Origin of the sequence: Luteococcus sp. H91 (genome assembly GCF_038433135.1) — a bacterium.
Lineage (GTDB): Bacteria > Actinomycetota > Actinomycetes > Propionibacteriales > Propionibacteriaceae > Luteococcus.
This window is the reverse complement of record NZ_JBCDMV010000006.1, coordinates 1-17,964: the sequence shown is the minus strand read 5'-3', so window position 1 is coordinate 17,964 and position 17,964 is coordinate 1. Positions and strand designations below refer to the sequence as shown.

Annotated in this window: 18 protein-coding genes; 12 read left to right on the top strand and 6 right to left on the bottom strand. The window is 67.4% G+C overall.

From position 1 onward, the window contains the following. Positions 1-11 precede the first annotated feature (11 nt). Positions 12-989 (bottom strand): TerC family protein, encoded by a 978-nt coding sequence (locus tag AAEX57_RS04140; RefSeq protein ID WP_342091003.1) that lies wholly within the window; start codon positions 987-989, stop codon positions 12-14. 257 nt (positions 990-1,246) lie between these two features. Here AAEX57_RS04140 and AAEX57_RS04135 point away from each other — a divergent pair, with 257 nt between their 5' ends. After that, positions 1,247-2,041 (top strand): pentapeptide repeat-containing protein, encoded by a 795-nt coding sequence (locus AAEX57_RS04135; protein ID WP_342091004.1) that lies wholly within the window; start codon positions 1,247-1,249, stop codon positions 2,039-2,041. A 308-nt stretch (positions 2,042-2,349) separates the two neighbouring features. After that, on the top strand, positions 2,350-2,511 hold the full coding sequence (locus AAEX57_RS04130; protein ID WP_342091005.1) for a hypothetical protein: 162 nt from the start codon (positions 2,350-2,352) through the stop codon (positions 2,509-2,511). 28 nt (positions 2,512-2,539) lie between these two features. Here AAEX57_RS04130 and AAEX57_RS16205 read toward each other — a convergent pair whose 3' ends face one another. The 3 genes from AAEX57_RS16205 to AAEX57_RS04120 all read right to left on the bottom strand — a co-directional run bounded on the left by AAEX57_RS16205 (position 2,540) and on the right by AAEX57_RS04120 (position 4,613). After that, positions 2,540-2,872: an RNHCP domain-containing protein gene (locus tag AAEX57_RS16205; protein ID WP_446721070.1), complete on the bottom strand. Its 333-nt coding sequence runs from the start codon at positions 2,870-2,872 to the stop codon at positions 2,540-2,542. 362 nt (positions 2,873-3,234) lie between these two features. Beyond that, positions 3,235-3,870, bottom strand: a complete 636-nt coding sequence (locus AAEX57_RS04125; protein WP_342091006.1) for an MBL fold metallo-hydrolase — start codon at positions 3,868-3,870, stop codon at positions 3,235-3,237. Then, positions 3,870-4,613 (bottom strand): maleylpyruvate isomerase family mycothiol-dependent enzyme, encoded by a 744-nt coding sequence (locus AAEX57_RS04120; protein WP_342091007.1) that lies wholly within the window; start codon positions 4,611-4,613, stop codon positions 3,870-3,872. The genes AAEX57_RS04125 and AAEX57_RS04120 overlap by 1 nt, the downstream gene beginning before the upstream one ends. 103 nt (positions 4,614-4,716) lie before the next feature. On the opposite strand from AAEX57_RS04120, the gene uvrA reads away from it, so the two are divergent. Then, positions 4,717-7,674, top strand: a complete 2,958-nt coding sequence (gene uvrA / locus AAEX57_RS04115) for an excinuclease ABC subunit UvrA (RefSeq protein ID WP_446721071.1) — start codon at positions 4,717-4,719, stop codon at positions 7,672-7,674. A gap of 72 nt (positions 7,675-7,746) precedes the next feature. Here uvrA and AAEX57_RS04110 read toward each other — a convergent pair whose 3' ends face one another. After that, positions 7,747-8,145 carry a Rieske (2Fe-2S) protein gene (locus AAEX57_RS04110; RefSeq protein ID WP_342091008.1) on the bottom strand — a complete coding sequence of 133 codons (399 nt, stop codon included), beginning with the start codon at positions 8,143-8,145 and terminating at the stop codon, positions 7,747-7,749. 75 nt (positions 8,146-8,220) lie between these two features. Continuing rightward, positions 8,221-8,622: a Rieske (2Fe-2S) protein gene (locus AAEX57_RS04105; protein ID WP_342091009.1), complete on the bottom strand. Its 402-nt coding sequence runs from the start codon at positions 8,620-8,622 to the stop codon at positions 8,221-8,223. Between the two features lie 124 nt (positions 8,623-8,746). Here AAEX57_RS04105 and uvrC point away from each other — a divergent pair, with 124 nt between their 5' ends. The 9 genes from uvrC (at position 8,747) to AAEX57_RS04060 (ending at position 17,907) form a co-directional block, all read left to right on the top strand. Beyond that, on the top strand, positions 8,747-10,723 hold the full coding sequence (gene uvrC, locus AAEX57_RS04100; RefSeq protein ID WP_342091010.1) for an excinuclease ABC subunit UvrC: 1,977 nt from the start codon (positions 8,747-8,749) through the stop codon (positions 10,721-10,723). Positions 10,724-10,731: 8 nt separating this feature from the next. After that, a complete protein-coding gene (gene rapZ / locus AAEX57_RS04095; protein WP_342091011.1) occupies positions 10,732-11,628 on the top strand; it encodes an RNase adapter RapZ in 897 nt (298 codons plus the stop codon). Then, on the top strand, positions 11,625-12,602 hold the full coding sequence (locus AAEX57_RS04090) for a gluconeogenesis factor YvcK family protein (RefSeq protein WP_446721072.1): 978 nt from the start codon (positions 11,625-11,627) through the stop codon (positions 12,600-12,602). Before rapZ ends, AAEX57_RS04090 begins: the two co-directional genes overlap by 4 nt. Before the next feature lie 155 nt (positions 12,603-12,757). Then, positions 12,758-13,744 (top strand): DNA-binding protein WhiA, encoded by a 987-nt coding sequence (gene whiA, locus AAEX57_RS04085; protein ID WP_342091013.1) that lies wholly within the window; start codon positions 12,758-12,760, stop codon positions 13,742-13,744. A gap of 205 nt (positions 13,745-13,949) precedes the next feature. Beyond that, positions 13,950-14,954: a type I glyceraldehyde-3-phosphate dehydrogenase gene (gene gap / locus AAEX57_RS04080; protein ID WP_342091014.1), complete on the top strand. Its 1,005-nt coding sequence runs from the start codon at positions 13,950-13,952 to the stop codon at positions 14,952-14,954. A gap of 131 nt (positions 14,955-15,085) precedes the next feature. Continuing rightward, complete coding sequence (locus tag AAEX57_RS04075; protein WP_342091015.1) at positions 15,086-16,297, top strand: phosphoglycerate kinase; 1,212 nt, start codon at positions 15,086-15,088, stop codon at positions 16,295-16,297. Further along, positions 16,297-17,091 carry a triose-phosphate isomerase gene (gene tpiA / locus AAEX57_RS04070; RefSeq protein WP_342091016.1) on the top strand — a complete coding sequence of 265 codons (795 nt, stop codon included), beginning with the start codon at positions 16,297-16,299 and terminating at the stop codon, positions 17,089-17,091. Before AAEX57_RS04075 ends, tpiA begins: the two co-directional genes overlap by 1 nt. 133 nt (positions 17,092-17,224) lie before the next feature. Further along, entirely contained in the window at positions 17,225-17,467 is a 243-nt protein-coding gene (gene secG, locus AAEX57_RS04065) for a preprotein translocase subunit SecG (RefSeq protein ID WP_342091030.1), read from the top strand. Positions 17,468-17,550: 83 nt separating this feature from the next. Further along, a complete protein-coding gene (locus AAEX57_RS04060; protein WP_342091017.1) occupies positions 17,551-17,907 on the top strand; it encodes an RNA polymerase-binding protein RbpA in 357 nt (118 codons plus the stop codon). The last annotated feature ends 57 nt before the right edge of the window (positions 17,908-17,964 follow it).

Genomic DNA, 17,964 nt, shown 5'->3' with positions numbered 1-17,964 from the left:
GGGCAGCAGACTCAGTGCATGGCCTCGAGTTCCTCGTCGGTCATGCCCCGAGTCTTGACCAGGCTGGCGATGGTGGTGATCGCCAGCGTGGCGACGATCACGCCCAGGCTGAGCTCGATGCCCAGCTCGGCCCACCCGCCGACCAGGTGGTAGTGGTGCGCGGCGTGCAGTACCAGCTTCACACCGATGAAGCCGAGGATCACCGACAGGCCGATCGGCAGGTAGACCAGCTTGGTCAGCAGGCCACCGATCAGGAAGTAGAGCTGGCGCAGACCCATCAACGCGAAGACATTGGCGGTGAAGACCAGGTAGGGCTCCTGGGTCAGGCCGTAGATGGCCGGGATCGAGTCCAGGGCGAACAGGATGTCGGTGGAGCCCAGAGCGACGATCACCAGGAACATCGGGGTGAACAGGCGCTTGCCGTCGATCCTGACGATGCTCTTGGTGCCCTGCCAGTCATCGACAAAGGGCAGGGTGCGCTTGACCCAGCGGATCAGCATGTTCTCCGTGGCCTCGTCGTCGTGGTCCTTCTCGAAGTAGTCCTTGACCAGATCAAGGGCGGTGTAGAGCAGGTAGGCGCCGAAGATGAAGAAGACCCAGGCTGCGGCCTCGATCATGCTCTTGCCCAGCGCGATGAAGATGCCGCGGAAGACCAGCGCCAGGATGATGCCCACCAGCAGCGCATACTGCTGCAGGTGTCGGGGGACCTTCATCTTGGCCATGATGATGATGAAGATGAACAGGTTGTCCAGGCTCAGGCTGTACTCGGTCAACCAGCCGGCGAAGAACTCCTTGCCATACTGGGCCCCGGAGAAGTAGGTGACGCCGATACCGAACAGGATGGCCAGGCCGACGAAGACGCCGACGAAGATGCTGCACTCCTTCATTGACGGTTCGTGCGGCTTGCGACCAATCACGAAGATGTCGAACAGGAGTACTGCTGACATGATGCCGATGGTGATCAGCCAGGTGTAGAGGTGGATGTTCATCCAGGACCTTTCAAAGAGGTGCAGGGAGCGCTGGAGGTCTCTTCCGCCACGCTGGTGGCCGCAGGCCGGACGCCAGGTCTTCGGGCATCGTGATGACGACTCTGCTGATTGGGGAGTACTCCCCTCCGGAGACAATTGTCACACGTTTCCCGGGGATGCCCCAATCACCGCTGGATTCCGGGAGCCTGCAGGGTGTTTCGGGGCGGTCCTGGGGGCTGGCCCGTAGGGTAGGTCCGACTGAGAGATGAGGGTTGGGGATGGACTTCGTCGGTGACTGCGGGCAGTGCGCCGGGCTGTGCTGCGTAGCGCTCTCGCGATCCAGGAGTGGCGGCTTCGGCGCCGATGCCCCGGCCGGAAGCCCTTGCCACCACCTACGCCCGGACAACATGTGCGAAATTCACGAGCGGCTGCGCGACGACGGGTGGCCCGCTTGTACCGTCTTTGATTGTTTCGGTGCCGGGCAGCAGGTCACGCAGGTCACGTTCGGTGGCAACGCCGCCTGGCGACAGGAACATGCCACTGCCCAGGTGATCTTCGACGCCTTTGGCGTGATGCGACACCTGATGGAGATGCTGCGCCTGCTGACCGAGGCACATGAGTTGGCTCACGGCGAGCTTCTGGAAGTCATTACGGACCTCTTGGTTCAGCTGCAGGGGGCCGTGGCTGGTGACGCGACCCAGCTGGCCGCCGTGGACGTTGCCGTGCTGCGCGGACGCGTCGGCCCAGTGCTGGCGGCGGTCAGCGAGCAGCACCGCAGCCCGGCGCCCCGCTCCAAACGGTTCAAGCCCCGTGCCCAGCTCTTCGGTGCTGATCTGCACGGCAAGGACCTCAGCGGGTACAGCCTGCGCAGTGCGCTGCTGCTGGCGGCCAACCTGCGCGGCGCCACCCTCGACCGCACGGACCTGCTTGGCGCTGACCTCCGCGACGCCGACCTGTCTGACGCGGATCTCAGCGGCGCGATCTTCCTCACCCAGCAGCAGGTGTCCGCCGCCAAGGGAAACCGCCGCACCCAACTTCCCGGTGGTCTGCGCGCTCCAGAACACTGGGATTGACGGCCATCTGGTGGGATTGACGACGAGTTCTCGTTCCCATCTATCTCTGGTACTTCGACTCCAAGTACTCGTCGACCCACTTACGGGAGCTGAGCCAGCGCCCGCTGCCAGACTTCTGGGCTCGCAGCCGCCCGGGGCGACCACGAGGCATCAGAAGTGCCTAGGGTTGTTGTGTTTGATGCTGGATAATTGCAACACAACAAACTTGCCTCGCCGAGGTAGCCCGTCGGCCAATGGATGTAGCTCAGTGATGGCTCCCGGTACCTCACTGGTGCAGAGAACGGAGTGCTTCCCCTCCCGATGGACCGGTGCCGCGGGCGCTCGGCGCCGAGCGTCGTCGGGTCACCGTGGCCGGGCCAGACCACCGCGTCGTCGGCGAAGACGTCGAAGAGCTGGCTGACGACGCCGTCCAGGAGGCTGGTGAAGTCTTCCGGGGAACCGGTCTTGCCGACGCCATCGGGGAAGTGTGACGCTTGGGCCACTCTTCCCCGATGGTGCTCACCAACGCCGGGTGAGGGTCTTCATCTGAAGGGCGCTCATGGCGTCGATTGAGTCAGGCGTCACGTCGTCCAAGGCCAGCTTGTTGGTCTGCCGGTGGCCGCACCGAGTGCATTGGTGGACGACGGCCAACTTCTTGCCACGAGGTTGAGTTATCAATACAGGCTCCATGGAGCCGCGACAATCGCTGGCGCGGTCCCCCGGGGTGACATCAAGGTGCACCGACCAGAGGCATGCGTGGCAGTGATTCCGGAAACTGCCATTGGACAGGGCGGGGACGTGCGCTCCGCAATGGACGCACGTGAAGGATGTGTTCTGTTGGTCGCGAGACAAGGCTCCGCTTTCCGCGTCGAAGGAATACGACTGCGGATGCGGAGGGTTCCGTTCTTCTTCCCGCGAACGCGGGATCCGGGCTTGCCCAGTCAGTGACTCGATTCACCGCCATGAGGCGATTACTTCCGGTTCCTGCTTCACCCCAGATGGGGATCCGGACCTCGACCAGGTTTGAGATCTGTCCTGGCCACTGTCACGCGCTTTGGGCACGTGCCACCGGTAGGTGTGGGTCTGGGCTCACCGGCTGCGGCGTCGTCCCCTCTTAGCGGAGTACGCGGCGGCTGCCGGTCACGGGCACCTCCTTCACGTCTGAGGATGTGAGCCTAGATTGATTGCCCGGCTTGCCTCAACCTGATTTCCGGCTACCAGCCGCGCTCGTGCCACTCCGGCAGATGCGGGCGCTCGGCGCCCAGCGTCGTCGGGTCACCGTGGCCGGGCCAGACCACCGCGTCGTCGTCGAAGACGTCGAAAAGCTGGCTGACGACGCCGTCCAGCAGGCTGGTGAAGTCGGCCGGGGAGCCGGTCTTGCCGACGCCACCGGGGAAGAGCGAGTCACCGGTCAGCAGCTGCACGGGGGCACCCTCGGGGCGGACGACGACGGTGATCGAGCCGGGGGTGTGGCCCACCAGGCCGATGATCCCGAAGCGGTGGCGGCCCAGCGTCACCTCGTCGCCGGTCCAGAGTGGTTCGCAGCGCACCCCGGTGGCGGCGTGGATCGCGTCGGCATCCGGCACCCCGCAGACGGTGCGCGCCCCGGTGGTGGCGGCCAGCTCGGTCAGCGCACCGATGTGGTCGTGGTGGCGATGGGTGGTCAGGATGGTCTCCACCGTGGCGTCGCCGATCAGCTCGCGCAGCAGTTCGGGCTCCGCGGCGGCATCCACCAGCAGCGCCCGGCCCTGGTCGTCGCGCAGCAGGTAGGCGTTGTTGCCCATCGAACCCACCACCATGGTGGACAGGCTCAGGTCGTCGGCAAGGGCAATCGTCTTGATCTGGGTCATCACAACTCCGGGAAGGTCAGGCCCTCGGCGCCTCCGAGGGCGTCGGCTGATGCTCGGCCGGTCAGCCAACCGACCAGGCCGGCGTCGGTGCCCTGAACGATCTGGGGCTCTCGATCGGGGCGTCCGATCACCCCCTGGAAACCGGAGCTGCTCATCAGGTGCATCGCGGGGAAGTCGGGGCGTTCGCCCACCCGCAGACAGTTCCACTCCAGCAACCAGCGCGCGATGTCCGGGTCGATGTCGGCGGAAGTGAAGCCGTGGTCCAGATCGATCCTGTGCAGCACCACCTCATTCAGGCGTGCCAGCACCAGGTGGTGGATCGGCATCCGGAATCCGGGGGAGAGCTCCACCAGATCCGTTGCGCCGGATTCGGCCAGGTAGTTGAAGGCCTCGTTGAGCCGGCCGGCGGAGGTGTCCAGATCGATCTGCAGATCCAGCGGCGCCCGCTGGGAGCCGAGCTCCAGGTCTCGCCGACGTTGCCTGGGGCTGGCGTACAGGTGCTTCGGCTGATGGGTGAGGAAGCCGTTGACCACCCGCCGCAGGGCGTCGGCGTTGCGCGCCAGGTGGGTTGCCACATGTGCCCGGGTCCAGCCGGCGAGTCGGCTGGGCTGCTGCCACTCGTCGTCATCAATCCGGATGGTGTCACCCAGCAGCGCCTGCGTCGCTTCCAGCTTGCGGCGACGCAGGGTGGGCATCGTCGCGCTGACCGGCATTTCCGCCGGTGCCGCAGGGTCGGGCATCATGGCTCAAACCTAACCAACCCGGCAGGCCAAAGCCACCACTTCTGGGGCCTTGCCGGAAGGAGGTCGGCAAAAACTGTCGGAGGCGCGTTCTACTCTGGACGACGTGAATGATCGTCTTGTCGTCCGAGGTGCCCGAGAGCACAACCTGCGCAATGTCTCGCTGGACCTTCCGCGGGATGCGCTGATCGTGTTCACCGGCCTGTCCGGCTCCGGAAAGTCGTCGCTGGCCTTCGACACCATCTTTGCCGAGGGGCAGCGTCGCTATGTGGAGTCGCTGAGCGCCTATGCGCGGATGTTCCTGGGCCAGATGGACAAGCCCGACGTCGACTTCATCGAGGGTCTGTCCCCGGCGGTGTCGATCGACCAGAAGTCCACCAGCCGCAATCCGCGCTCCACGGTGGGCACCATCACCGAGGTCTACGACTACCTGCGTCTGATGTTCGCCCGGATCGGCCATCCGCACTGCCCGCAGTGTGGCGAGCCGATCAGCCGGCAGACCCCGCAGCAGATCGTCGACCGGCTGATGTCGCTGGATGAGGGCACCCGCTTCCAGGTGCTGGCGCCGGTGGTGCGCGGGCGCAAGGGCGAGCACGTGGATCTCTTCCGCCAGCTGTCGGCCGACGGATACAGCCGCGTCCGGGTGGATGGCGAGGTGCACCAGCTGACCGATCCGCCGACGCTGGACAAGCAGCGCAAGCACGACATCGACGTGGTGGTGGATCGGGTGGCGGTCAAGGAGTCCGCCAAGCGGCGGATCACCGACTCGATCGAGACCGCGTTGCGCTTGGCCCAAGGCGTGGTGGGGGTCGACTTCGTCGACCTGGACGCCAAGGATCCGAAGCGGGAGCGCCGCTATTCGGAGAAGATGGCCTGCCCCAACGAACACGACATCTCGATCGAGGAGCTGGAGCCGCGGCAGTTCTCCTTCAACGGGCCGTGGGGCGCCTGCCCGGCCTGCACCGGCCTGGGGACGACGCACGAGGTGGATCCGGATCTGGTGGTGCCGGACCGGGGCAAGTCCCTGGCGGACGGGGCGATCGCACCGTGGGCCAATGCGCACGTCGCCGCCCACTACGAGCACGTCTTCGAGTCGCTGGCCAAGCAGCATGGCTTCAGCGTCAAGACCCCGTGGGAGGAGCTGCCCGAGGCGGCCCGGGTGGTCTTGTTGAATGGCGCCGGTGATCCGGTCTACGTCAGCTACCGCAACCGCTTCGGCCGCACCCGCACCTTCACCCAGAACTACGAGGGCGTGCTGCGCTATGTCCGGCGCCGCTTCGACGAGGCCGAGACCGACTCCGCGCGGGACCGCTGGGGCGGCTACCTGCGCGAGGTGCCCTGCCCCACCTGCCACGGGGCGCGGCTCAAGCCGACGTCGCTGGCGGTCACGGTGGGCGGCCGCAACATCGCGGAACTGTCTGACCTGTCGATCCGGGAGGTGGCCGACTTCCTGGCCGCGCTGCAGATGACCGACCGGGAGGCGCAGATCGCCGAGCGACTGGTCAAGGAGATCAACGAGCGGTTGCGCTTCCTGCTGGACGTCGGGCTGGAATACCTCACCCTCTCCCGCGCCGCCGGCACCCTGTCTGGTGGCGAGGCGCAGCGGATCCGGCTGGCCACCCAGATCGGCTCCGGCCTGGTGGGCGTGCTCTACGTCCTGGACGAACCATCGATCGGCCTGCACCAGCGTGACAACCAGCGGCTGATCGAGACCCTGAAGCGGCTGCGTGACCTGGGCAACACCCTGATCGTGGTGGAGCACGACGAGGACACCATCCGGGTGGCCGACTGGACCGTCGACGTCGGCCCCGGCGCCGGTGAGCGCGGCGGGCACGTGGTGGTCTCCGGCCCGGTCAGCGAACTGCTGGCCAGCGAACAGTCGATCACCGGCGCCTACCTGTCCGGCCGGCGCTCCATCCCGCTGCCCGCGGTCCGCCGCCCCGCCACCGGCCGGGCGATCACCGTGCACGGCGCCCGGCAGAACAACTTGCGGGAGGTGGACGTCTCCTTCCCGCTGGGGCAGTTCGTCGCGGTCACCGGTGTCTCCGGCTCCGGCAAGTCTTCGCTGGTCAACGGCATCCTGTACACCGCGCTCGCCCAGCGGCTCTACAAGGCCAAGGCCGTGCCCGGCAAGCACCGCTCCATCACCGGCATCGACCAGATCGACAAGATCATCCACGTCGACCAGTCGCCGATCGGCCGTACCCCGCGCTCCAACCCGGCCACCTACACCGGCGTCTTCGACAAGGTGCGCACCCTGTTCGCGTCGACGCCGGAGGCGAAGGTCCGCGGCTACCAGCCCGGCCGCTTCAGCTTCAACATCAAGGGTGGGCGTTGTGAGCACTGCCTGGGCGACGGCACGATCAAGATCGAGATGAACTTCCTGCCCGACGTGTACGTGCCCTGCGAGGTCTGCCATGGCGCCCGCTACAACCGGGAAACGCTGGAGGTGCACTACAAGGGCAAGACCGTCGCCGAGGTGCTGGACATGCCGATCGAGGAGGCCGCGGACTTCTTCAGCGCCATCGGCAGCATCTCCCGGCACCTGACCACGCTGGTGGAGGTGGGGCTGGGCTATGTCCGGCTGGGTCAGCCGGCCACCACCCTTTCCGGTGGTGAGGCGCAGCGGGTGAAGCTGGCCACCGAGCTGCAGCGACGCTCCACCGGCCGCACCATGTATGTGCTGGACGAGCCCACCACGGGCCTGCACTTCGAGGACATCCGCAAGCTGCTGGGGGTGCTCGACCGGTTGGTGGAGCAGGGCAACAGCGTCGTGGTGATCGAGCACAACCTGGACGTGATCAAGACCGCCGACCATGTGATCGACATGGGGCCGGAGGGCGGCTCCGGCGGCGGCATGGTGGTGGCTGAGGGCACCCCGGAGCAGATCGCCGCCGTTGCCGAGAGCTACACCGGCCAGTTCCTGGCGCCGATCCTCAAGGGTCGCGAGGTGCCGGTGGGGGAGGTCACCGAGGCGCTGGTGGAAGCACCCGTCGCCAAGAAGAAGACGGCGAAGAAGGCGACGGCCAAGAAGACCGCCCGGAAGCGGGTCGCCAAGAAGTAGGGCGCCCCCTGGGCGCTGGGGTGCCCACGATGGCCGAGCCTGTCGAGGCCCCCAGCCGATGCGGGCCTGAGGTCAGGCGCTGACGTTGACGGTGTCGCCCTCCAGCTTGGCGGTCGCCTTGCCCAGACCCGCGGCGGCGGGGCCGCTCAGCCGGGAGCCGTCGGCGGCGGAGAAGCGCGAGTTGTGGCAGGTGCAGACGATCTCGGCCTTCTCCACCTGCGAGACCTTGCAGCCGGCATGCGGGCAGAGCCGGGTGAAGGCCTTGTACTCGCCGGCCGTCGGCTGGCTGACCACGAAGTTGGAGTCCTCGATGATCTTGGCGCTGCCGACGGGAACCTCGGCGGCCTTCACCGACGTCGGTCCGGCCTTGACCTCCTCGGGCTTGGAGCATCCGGACAGCGCACCCGCTCCGGCTGCGGCACCGGCGGCCAGGCCAGCGGTCTTGAGAACATCGCGACGGGACGGGGTCATGGGTTGCTCCTCAGCAGACTGTCGTTCGGGATTCCGTCGGCTGCGACGGGTACAGCCCCAACCTACTCCGGTGTGTCAGGCCTGGCTCACCTTGACGGTGTCGCCCTCCAGCGTGGCGACGGCCGCGGTCAGCCCGGTGGTGGCCGGCCCGTGGAGCACGGCCCCGTCGGCGGCGGCGAAGCGCGCGTGGTGGCAGGTGCAGATGATCTCGGCCTTCTCCACCTTGGAGACATCGCAGGAAGCGTGCGGACAGGTCCGGTTGAAGGCCCTGAACTGGCCCGCGGTGGGCTGACTCACCACATAGGCGGAGTTCTCGATGATCGTGGCACCGCCGACGGGCACCTCGGCGGCCTTGATCTCGGCGGGGCCCTGCTGCACCTTCTCCGGCGACGAGCAGGCGCTCAACCCGCAGGCACCGGTGGCGGCGCCGGCGGCCACGCCAGCGGTCTTCAGGACGTCGCGTCGGGACGGGTTCATGGCGTGCTCCTCGGTGATCTGGCTGGCCCGGTCAACCTCGACGGGGCGGTGCGTACCAAGCTACCGGGCGCTGGCCGCCGGGCGATCACCGGGCCTGTCGGTGGCGCCTTCTACACTGGCGCGCATGGCTGACCCGTCGACGTACCGCCCCAAGCCGGGCACCATCCCGACCGATCCCGGGGTCTACCGGTTCAGCGACGCGCACGGTCAGGTGATCTACGTCGGCAAGGCCAAGAACCTGCGCCAGCGGCTCAACTCCTATTTCGCCGACCCGGCCAACCTGCACTTTCGCACGCAGACGATGGTGCGCACCGCCGCCAGGGTGGAGTGGACGGTGGTGCAGAACGAGCTGGAGAGCCTGCAGCTGGAATACACCTGGATCCAGCAGTACGACCCGCGCTTCAACGTCAAGTACCGCGACGACAAGTCCTACCCCTGGCTCTGCCTGACCTGGAGCGACGAGTACCCGCGGGTCTTCGTCGGTCGGGGCAGCAAGCGCAAGGGCTACCGCTACTTCGGGCCCTTCGGCCAGGCCTGGGCCATCCGGGAGACCGTCGACGCCCTCCTGCACGTCTTCCCGATGCGTTCCTGCAGCAATGGGGTCTTCAACAATGCGAAGTCGGCCGGTCGGCCGTGCCTGCTTGGCTACATCGGCAAGTGCTCGGCCCCCTGCGTCGGCCGGATCAGCCCCGGGGCACACCGGGAGATCGTCGAGGACTTCGCCAGTTTCATGGCCGGCCGCACCGGGCAGCTGACCCGCAAGCTGGAGCAGCAGATGCTGCGCGCCTCACAGGAACTGGAATTCGAGAAGGCCGCGGTGCTGCGGGATTCCCTGGCGGCGCTGAAGCAGGCGACGGAGAAGAATGCCATCGTGCTGCCCGACGGCACCGACGCAGATGTGATCGCCATCGCGGAGGACCCGTTGGAGGTGGCGGTGCAGATCTTCAATGTGCGCTCCGGCCGGATTCGGGGTGAACGTGGCTGGGTGGCGGATCGCGCCGACGACGGCGACACCGCCGAGCTGATCGAACAGTTCCTGCTGCAGATCTATGCCGACTCGGCGGCGGCGGACACCGAGATCGCCAGCCACATCCCCAAGGAGATCCTGGTGCCCACCCTGCCCGCGTCGGGCGAGGTGATGGCCCAACTGTTGCGGGAACAACGCAAGTCGAATGTGCACCTGCACGTGCCGCAGCGCGGGGACAAGTTGGTGCTGCTGGACACCGTCGCCAAGAATGCCCAGCAGGCGCTGCAGCAGCACAAGATGAAGCGCGCCAGCGACCTCTCCACCCGCAACCGTGCCCTGGAACAGTTGCAGGAGACGCTGGAGCTGCCCACCGCGCCGCTGCGGATCGAGTGCTATGACATCTCCCACCTGCAGGGCACCGAGGTGGTCGGTTCGATGGTGGTCTTCGAGGACGGCCTGCCACGCAAGAGCGAGTACCGCCGCTTCATCATCAAGTCCTTCGAGGGCTCCGACGACCTGCGCGCCATGAAGGAGGTGCTGACCCGTCGCTTCCGACGGCTATTGGACGACCGGGCCAGCATGAGCGCCGAGGCGGAGGGCGGCCCGGTGCTGGTGGATGCCACCACCGGCGCGCCGCGCAAGTTCGCCTATGCGCCGCAACTGCTGGTGGTGGACGGGGGTCAGCCGCAGGTGCAGGCCGCGGCCGAGGTGCTCGACGAGCTGGGCCTTGCGGACGAGATCGCGCTCTGCGGGCTGGCCAAGCGGCTGGAGGAGGTGTGGATCCCCGACGATGACTACCCGCTGATCCTGCCTCGCAGCTCCGAGGGCCTCTACCTGCTGCAGCGGCTGCGCGACGAGGCCCACCGCTTTGCCATCACGCACCACCGCGGACGCCGCAGCCAGGCGATGGTGGAGTCGGTGCTGGACGAGGTCCCCGGGCTGGGGGAGACCCGCCGCAAGGCCCTGCTGAAACACTTCGGCTCGCTGCGGAAGCTCCGTGCGGCCAGCCTGGAGGAGATCGCACAGGTGCCGGGCTTCGGCCCCAAGCTGGCGGCCAACATCGTCCTCGCGCTGGGCCAGCAGGAACCAGCCGAGTCGATCAACATGACCACGGGCGAGGTGACTCGGCAATAATGGGCCCCGTGAGCACACCCAGCAGCGCCGACGCCGGCCAGGCCGAGACCATCACCCCCCGCCTCGTGATCATCACGGGGCTCTCCGGAGCGGGTCGACGCACCGCTGCCCATGCCATCGAGGACCTGGGCTGGTATGTCGTCGACAACCTGCCGCCCGCCCTGTTGTTCAACCTGGTGGATCTGGCCCGTCGCAATGGGCTGGAGAAGCTGGCCGTCGTGCTCGACGTGCGCAGCCGGACCCAGTTCGACCAGCTCGGCACCATCTTCGCCCAGCTGGGGGAGCAGGGAATTGACATCGAGATCCTCTACTTGGAGGCGGACGACGCCGCGATCGTGAAGCGGCAGGAATCCACCCGTCGCCCCCTGCCGCTGCAGGGCGACGGCCGGCTGATGGACGGCATCGACAAGGAACGGGCGATGCTGTCGACCATCCGCGCCTCGGCGGATCTGGTGGTGGACACCACCAACATCAATGTCCACCAGCTGGCGGCCAGGGTGGCGCATGCCTATGGTGGCGATGACGGTGACCGGATCCGGGCGGCCGTGATGAGCTTCGGCTTCAAGAACGGCCTGCCGCTGGATGCCGACCTGGTGCTGGACGTGCGTTTCCTGCCCAATCCGCACTGGGTACCGGAGCTGCGTCCGCAGACCGGTCTCTCGGAGGCGGTGAGCGGTTATGTGCTGGCCCAGGAGGGTGCCGACGACTTCCTGACCAAGCTGGAGGGACTCTTCGAGACCATGGCCCCCGGTTATGTGCGGGAGGGCAAGCGGCAGGTCACCGTCGCCATTGGCTGCACCGGCGGCAAGCACCGCTCCACCGCGATGAGCGAGGAATTCGGCCGACGGCTGCGGGACAAGGGCGTCACCGTGACCGTGATGCATCGCGACCTGGGCAAGGAATGACGGCGGCGCGACGCCCCGGCCGGGGGGAGGCCCTGATCCACCACGGGCCAATGGTGACCGCGCTGGGTGGCGGTCACGGCCTGTCCGCCAGCCTCAGCGCCCTGCGCCGGGTGACGGATCGGCTGACCGCGGTGGTGACGGTCGCCGATGATGGCGGCTCGTCGGGCCGGCTGCGTTCCGAATTCGACTGTCTTCCGCCGGGCGACCTGCGGATGGCGCTGGCCGCGCTCTGCGGCGACGACCACACCGGCCGGCAGTGGGCCGACGTGCTGCAGTCCCGATTCTCCGGCGGTGGCCCGCTGAGCGGTCACGCCGTTGGCAACCTGTTGATCCTTGGCCTGTGGCAGCATCTGGAGGATCCCGTCGCCGGGCTGGACCAGGTGGGGGAACTGCTGCGCACCCGCGGCCGCGTGCTGCCGATGTCGTTGACGCCGCTGACCATCGCCGCCGACGTGATCGGGCTGGATCCGACCCGGCCCGACGAGACCTGCACCCTCTCCGGTCAGGCCACCGTCGCCAAGACCAGGGCCGAGGTGCAGAAGATCCGGCTGGAGCCGGAGAGCCCCGACGCCTGCCCCGACGCCCTGGAGGCGATCGCGGAGAGCGACTACGTGGTGCTCGGCCCCGGTTCCTGGTTCACCTCCGTCCTGCCGCACCTGCTGGTGCCTGACCTGGCCCAGGCGATCGCCGACTGCCCCGGCAGGCGGATCCTCACCCTGAACATCGCGCCGGCCGACGAGACCGACGGCTTCAGCGCCTCCCGGCACATCGAACTGCTGGCGGACCATGCACCGAGCCTGCGGCTGGACGTGGTGATTGCCGACCAGAGTTTCGCCGACGAACACCTGGACACCTACGTCCGCTCGCTCGGAGCGGAACTGGTGGTGGCCGACGTGGCGATGCGTGACGGATCGGCCCGGCACGACCCGCTGCGGCTGGCGTCGATCTACTCCGAGGTGATGAGCCACCCGTGATGCCTGCTGAGGATCCGCCCAGCACAATCGCCTCGGGCTGGCCCTGCGCGGCCTCGCACTGGCAAGCTGGACGGAGATTCCGGGAACTGCCCGCGATTCTGGCGTGGTTGCATCTCTTGTCGCGGGAGGACAGCTGGGCAGGAAGGAGACCACACATGGCCATGACCCAGCAGGTCAAGGCGGAACTTGCCACCATCCGGGTCAGCCGTCCATGCTGCCGCCGCTCGGAGGTCGCGAGCATGCTGCGCTTTGCCGGTGGCATCCACATCGTCAGTGGTCGGATCGTGGTGGAGGCCGAATTCGACACCGGCGCCGCCGCCCGTCGGCTGCGCACCGCGATCCAGGACCTCTACGGCTTCACGGCGGACATGATCCTGGTCAACGGCTCCGGCATCCGCCGCGGCACCCGCTACTTGCTCCGACTGGTGGCCGACGGTGACTCACTGGCCCGGCAGAGCGGCCTGACCGATGCCCACGGCCGACCGGTGCGCGGCCTGCCCGCAATCGTGGTCGGCGGCGGCACCTGCTGCCAGGTGGCCGCCTGGCGCGGCGCCTTCCTGGCCCACGGTTCGCTGACCGAACCGGGCCGCTCGATGGCGCTGGAGGTCACCTGCCCCGGTTCGGAGGCCGCCCTGGCCCTGGTCGGGGCCGCCCGCCGGCTGCAGATTGCCGCCAAGGCGCGGGAGGTCCGCAATGTGGACCGCGTCGTGATCCGCGATGGCGACGCGATCGCCGCGATGCTCACCCGGCTCGGGGCGCACGAATCCCTGCTGGCCTGGGAGGAGCGCCGAATGCGCCGCGAGGTGCGCGCGTCGGCCAACCGGCTGGCCAACTTCGACGATGCCAACCTGCGACGCTCCGCCCGCGCGGCGGTGGCGGCCGGCGCCAGGGTGGAGCGTGCGCTGGAGATACTGGGCGATGACGTGCCGGACCATCTCAAGGCCGCCGGGCTGTTGCGCTTGGAGCACAAGAACGCGTCGCTGGAGGAGCTCGGCCAGTTGCACAACCCGCCGCTGACCAAGGATGCCGTGGCGGGACGAATCCGGCGCCTGCTGGCCACCGCGGACAAGCTTGCAGCTGAACGCGGAATCCCCTCCACAGAGGCGAACCTTAGCTCCGAGCTGGTGGACGGGGCGGACTAACCCGCCTCCCGCTAGGGGTTGGGGTTTCCTACCGATCGGTAGGCATGGCGTCGAGAAGGGGTTCACTCCGCGTTCACCTGCGGTGATACCACCATCAAGTCCGGTCTGCTCGCACGCCGTCGTGATCTATTCGTTAGACTCGGCAACGTCCGAACAGTCTCTGCACGACGTGCGGAGACACTGAATATCTCGAAGGAGATAACGCATGACCGTCAAGGTTGGAATCAACGGCTTCGGCCGCATCGGCCGCAACTACTTCCGGGCCCTCATCGAGCAGGGCGCTGACATCGAGGTCGTTGCCGTCAACGACCTGACCGACAACAAGACCCTCGCCCACCTGCTGAAGTACGACAGCCTGATGGGCCGCTTCGCCGGTGAGGTCACCTTCGACGACGAGTACATCACCGTGGACGGCAAGAAGATCCGCGCCCTCGCCGAGCGCGACCCGAAGAACCTGCCTTGGGGCGACCTGGGCGTGGACGTCGTCATCGAGTCGACCGGCTTCTTCACCGACGCCGAGAAGGCCAAGGACCACATCGCGGCTGGCGCCAAGAAGGTCATCATCTCGGCCCCCGGCAAGAACGTCGACGGCACCTTCGTGATGGGCGTCAACGACAAGGACTACACGAACGAGATGAACATCATCTCGAACGCGTCCTGCACCACCAACTGCCTGGCCCCGCTGGCCAAGGTGCTGAACGACAAGTTCGGCATCGAGCGCGGCATCATGACCACCATCCACAGCTACACCGGTGACCAGCGCCTGCTCGACGCGCCGCACAGCGACCTGCGTCGCGCCCGTGCCGCCGCGCTGAACATGATCCCGACCAAGACCGGCGCCGCCCAGGCCGTCGCCCTGGTCATCCCCGAGCTCAAGGGCAAGTTCGACGGCCTGGCCGTCCGCGTCCCGACCCCCACCGGCTCGCTGACCGACCTGACCTTCGAGGCTTCGAAGGAGGTCACCGTCGACGAGATCAAGGCTGCCGTCAAGGAGGCCGCCGAGGGTGAGCTCAAGGGTGTCCTGAAGTACACCGAGGACCCGATCGTCTCCTCCGACATCGTCGGCGACCCGCACACCAGCATCTTCGATGCCAACGAGACCAAGGTCATCGGCAAGCTGGTCAAGGTCCTGTCCTGGTACGACAACGAGTGGGGCTACTCCAACTCGCTGGTTCGCCTGACCGCCCTGGTCGGCTCCAAGCTGGCCTGATCTCCCGATCAAACCGTGTGACGGGGTGGGACGCTCCGGCGTCCCACCCCGTCTGCACACCCGCACCACCACGCACCACCGCAGTACCACCGGGGCGAAGCCGCCCCACCATTCCCAACGGAAGGATTGACGTGAAGTCGATCAAGGATCTTGGCGATCTCAAGGGCAAGCGGGTAGTCATCCGCTGCGATTTCAATGTGCCGCTGGACGGCGACACCATCACCGACGACGGCCGGATCAAGGCCGCCCTGCCCACCCTGAACGAACTGCGCGAGGCTGGTGCCCGCGTCGTCGTGCTGGCCCACCTCGGCCGCCCGAAGGGTGAGGTGAACCCCAAGTACTCCCTGGCTCCCGTCGCCAAGCGACTGGGCGAGCTGCTGGGCACCGAGGTCACGTTGGCCGGCGACGTCGTCGGCCCGTCCGCCCAGGAGACCGTCGCGGCCCTGGCCGACGGCGACGTGGCCCTGATGGAGAATGTCCGTTACGAGAAGGGTGAGGAGAGCAAGGACGAGGCCGAGCGCGTCGAGCTTGCCAAGCAGTACGCCGCCCTGGGTGACGTCTACGTCTCCGAAGGCTTCGGCGTCGTGCACCGCAAGCAGGCGAGCGTCTACGACATCGCCAAGCTGCTGCCGTCCGCCGGTGGCCTGCTGGTGAAGAAGGAAGGCGACGTCTTCGCCAAGGTGCTCTCCGATCCCGACCGCCCCTTCACCGTGGTGCTCGGTGGCGCCAAGGTGGCCGACAAGCTGGCCGTGATCGACAACCTGCTGCAGATCGCCGACACGGTGATCGTCGGTGGCGGCATGGCCTACACGTTCCTCAAGGCCGCCGGCTACGAGGTGGGCAAGTCGCTGCTGGACGAGGCCTCGATCGACGCCTGCAAGGGCTACGTCGAGCAGGCCAAGGCCGCCGGCAAGACCCTGCTGCTGCCCGTCGACGTGCGGATCGCCAGCGGCATGGACTTCGACGCCAAGACCGTCGACGGCCCCGTCGACGTGGTGACGGTGGACGCGATCCCGGCCGACAAGATGGGTCTGGACATCGGCCCCGAGACCGAGAAGCTCTTTGCCCACGCCATCAAGACCGCCAAGACCGTGGTCTGGAATGGCCCGATGGGCGTCTTCGAGATCGAGGAACTGAGCAAGGGCACCGCCGCGGTCGCCCAGGCTCTGACCGAGGTCGACGGCCTGAGCGTCGTCGGTGGTGGCGACTCCGCCGCCGCCGTGCGCGAGCTGGGCCACAAGGACGAGGAGTTCGGCCACATCTCCACCGGTGGCGGCGCCTCGCTCGAATACCTGGAGGGCAAGGAGCTCCCGGGTCTCACCGTTCTGGAAGGAAACAACTGATGGCACGCAAGCCGATCATGGCGGGCAACTGGAAGATGAACCTCGATCACGTCGAGGCCACCGGTCTGGTGCAGAAGCTCGCCTGGACGCTGAAGGACAAGGGCTACGACGAGGCCAAGTCCGAGGCCGTCGTGCTGGTTCCGTTCACCGACATCCGCACCGTCCAGACCCTGGTCGAGGGCGACCACCTGCCGATCGCCTTCGGCGCGCAGGACGTCTCCACCCAGGAGAAGGGCGCCTACACCGGTGAGGTCTCGGCCCCGATGCTGGCCAAGCTGAACTGCTCCTATGTGGTCGTCGGCCACTCCGAGCGTCGCCAGTACCACGCCGAGGACGAGGCGATCGTCAACGCCAAGGCGAAGAAGGTGATCGAGCACGGCATGACCCCGATCATCTGCTGCGGCGAGGGTCTGGACATCCGCAAGGCCGGCAACCAGGTTGAGTACACCCTCAACCAGGTCCGCGGCGCCCTGGAGGGTATCAGCGCCGCCCAGGTGGCCAACCTGGTCATCGCCTACGAGCCCGTCTGGGCGATCGGCACCGGCGAGGTCGCCACTCCTGAGGACGCGCAGGAAGTCTGCGGCGCCATCCGCGAGGAGATCGGCAAGCTCTACGACGCCCCGACCGCGGAGGCCGTGCGGATCCAGTACGGCGGCTCGGTCAAGGCGAAGAATGTCGGCGAGCTGATGGCCAAGCCCGACGTCGACGGCGCCCTGGTGGGCGGCGCGAGCCTCGACCCGGAGGAGTTCGCCGGGATCGTGCGCTTCTACGAGCTGCCCGCCGTCTCCGCCTGAGCGCGGCACTGTAACACCTGCTTGACCCGAACGGGGCGTCACCGGTGGTGGCGTCCCGTTCGTCATGCGTGGGCCAAATGTGGATTTGGCTGAACAGTGGGTTACGCTTGCCCACGTGAATCTGGTACCGCTGATGTCCTGGCCCATCATGACGCTCTCGATCATCCTGGTCGTGTTGAGCGTGATCCTTGGCCTGTTCATCCTGCTCCACAAGGGGCGCGGCGGCGGCATGTCCGACCTCTTCGGTGGCGGCATGTCGACCTCGATGGGCGGCACGTCCGTCGCGGAGCGCAACCTTGACCGGCTGACGGTGGTCGTCGGCCTGCTCTGGTTCGCCACCATCGTCGGCCTGTTGGCGCTCTACCGACTCGGTTGAGCATCCCTGCCGTCGTACCGACGCACCCGTGACGCGCAACGCGCGTCGTGGTAGTTCAAGCACGTGAAAATAGGAGAACAACTGTGGCAGGTGGCAGCGCCATCCGGGGGAGCCGCGTAGGGGCAGGGCCCATGGGCGAAGCGGAGCGCGGCGACGCGGCTCCTCGCCTGTACGTCTCGTACTTCTGCTCCAACGGGCATGAAACCCGTCCCGCCTTCGCGGCCGAGGCGACGGTACCCGAGAGCTGGGACTGTCCGCGGTGCGGTCTGCCGGCGAACATGGACAGCGAGAATCCGCCGCCCCCGCCGAAGATCCAGCCCTACAAGACCCATCTGGCCTATGTGAAGGAGCGCCGCTCCGACGCCGAGGCCAAGGCGATCCTGGCGGAGGCCCTCGCGGGTCTGCGGGAGCGCCGCAAGAACGGTGAGATCATCTACTGATCCGTCATCCGCAACACAGGGCGGGGGGGGGGGGGGGGGGGGGGGGGGGGGGGGGGG

What these genes read in the sequence shown, in the direction of transcription:
- AAEX57_RS04140 (WP_342091003.1), bottom strand. Translation starts at nt 989, where the DNA reads ATGAACATCCACCTCTACACCTGGCTGATCACCATCGGCATCATGTCA.
- AAEX57_RS04135 (WP_342091004.1), top strand. Translation starts at nt 1,247, where the DNA reads ATGGACTTCGTCGGTGACTGCGGGCAGTGCGCCGGGCTGTGCTGCGTA.
- AAEX57_RS04125 (WP_342091006.1), bottom strand. Translation starts at nt 3,870, where the DNA reads ATGACCCAGATCAAGACGATTGCCCTTGCCGACGACCTGAGCCTGTCC.
- AAEX57_RS04120 (WP_342091007.1), bottom strand. Translation starts at nt 4,613, where the DNA reads ATGATGCCCGACCCTGCGGCACCGGCGGAAATGCCGGTCAGCGCGACG.
- AAEX57_RS04110 (WP_342091008.1), bottom strand. Translation starts at nt 8,145, where the DNA reads ATGACCCCGTCCCGTCGCGATGTTCTCAAGACCGCTGGCCTGGCCGCC.
- AAEX57_RS04105 (WP_342091009.1), bottom strand. Translation starts at nt 8,622, where the DNA reads ATGAACCCGTCCCGACGCGACGTCCTGAAGACCGCTGGCGTGGCCGCC.
- uvrC (WP_342091010.1), top strand. Translation starts at nt 8,747, where the DNA reads ATGGCTGACCCGTCGACGTACCGCCCCAAGCCGGGCACCATCCCGACC.
- AAEX57_RS04090 (WP_446721072.1), top strand. Translation starts at nt 11,625, where the DNA reads ATGACGGCGGCGCGACGCCCCGGCCGGGGGGAGGCCCTGATCCACCAC.
- whiA (WP_342091013.1), top strand. Translation starts at nt 12,758, where the DNA reads ATGGCCATGACCCAGCAGGTCAAGGCGGAACTTGCCACCATCCGGGTC.
- gap (WP_342091014.1), top strand. Translation starts at nt 13,950, where the DNA reads ATGACCGTCAAGGTTGGAATCAACGGCTTCGGCCGCATCGGCCGCAAC.
- tpiA (WP_342091016.1), top strand. Translation starts at nt 16,297, where the DNA reads ATGGCACGCAAGCCGATCATGGCGGGCAACTGGAAGATGAACCTCGAT.
- secG (WP_342091030.1), top strand. Translation starts at nt 17,225, where the DNA reads ATGTCCTGGCCCATCATGACGCTCTCGATCATCCTGGTCGTGTTGAGC.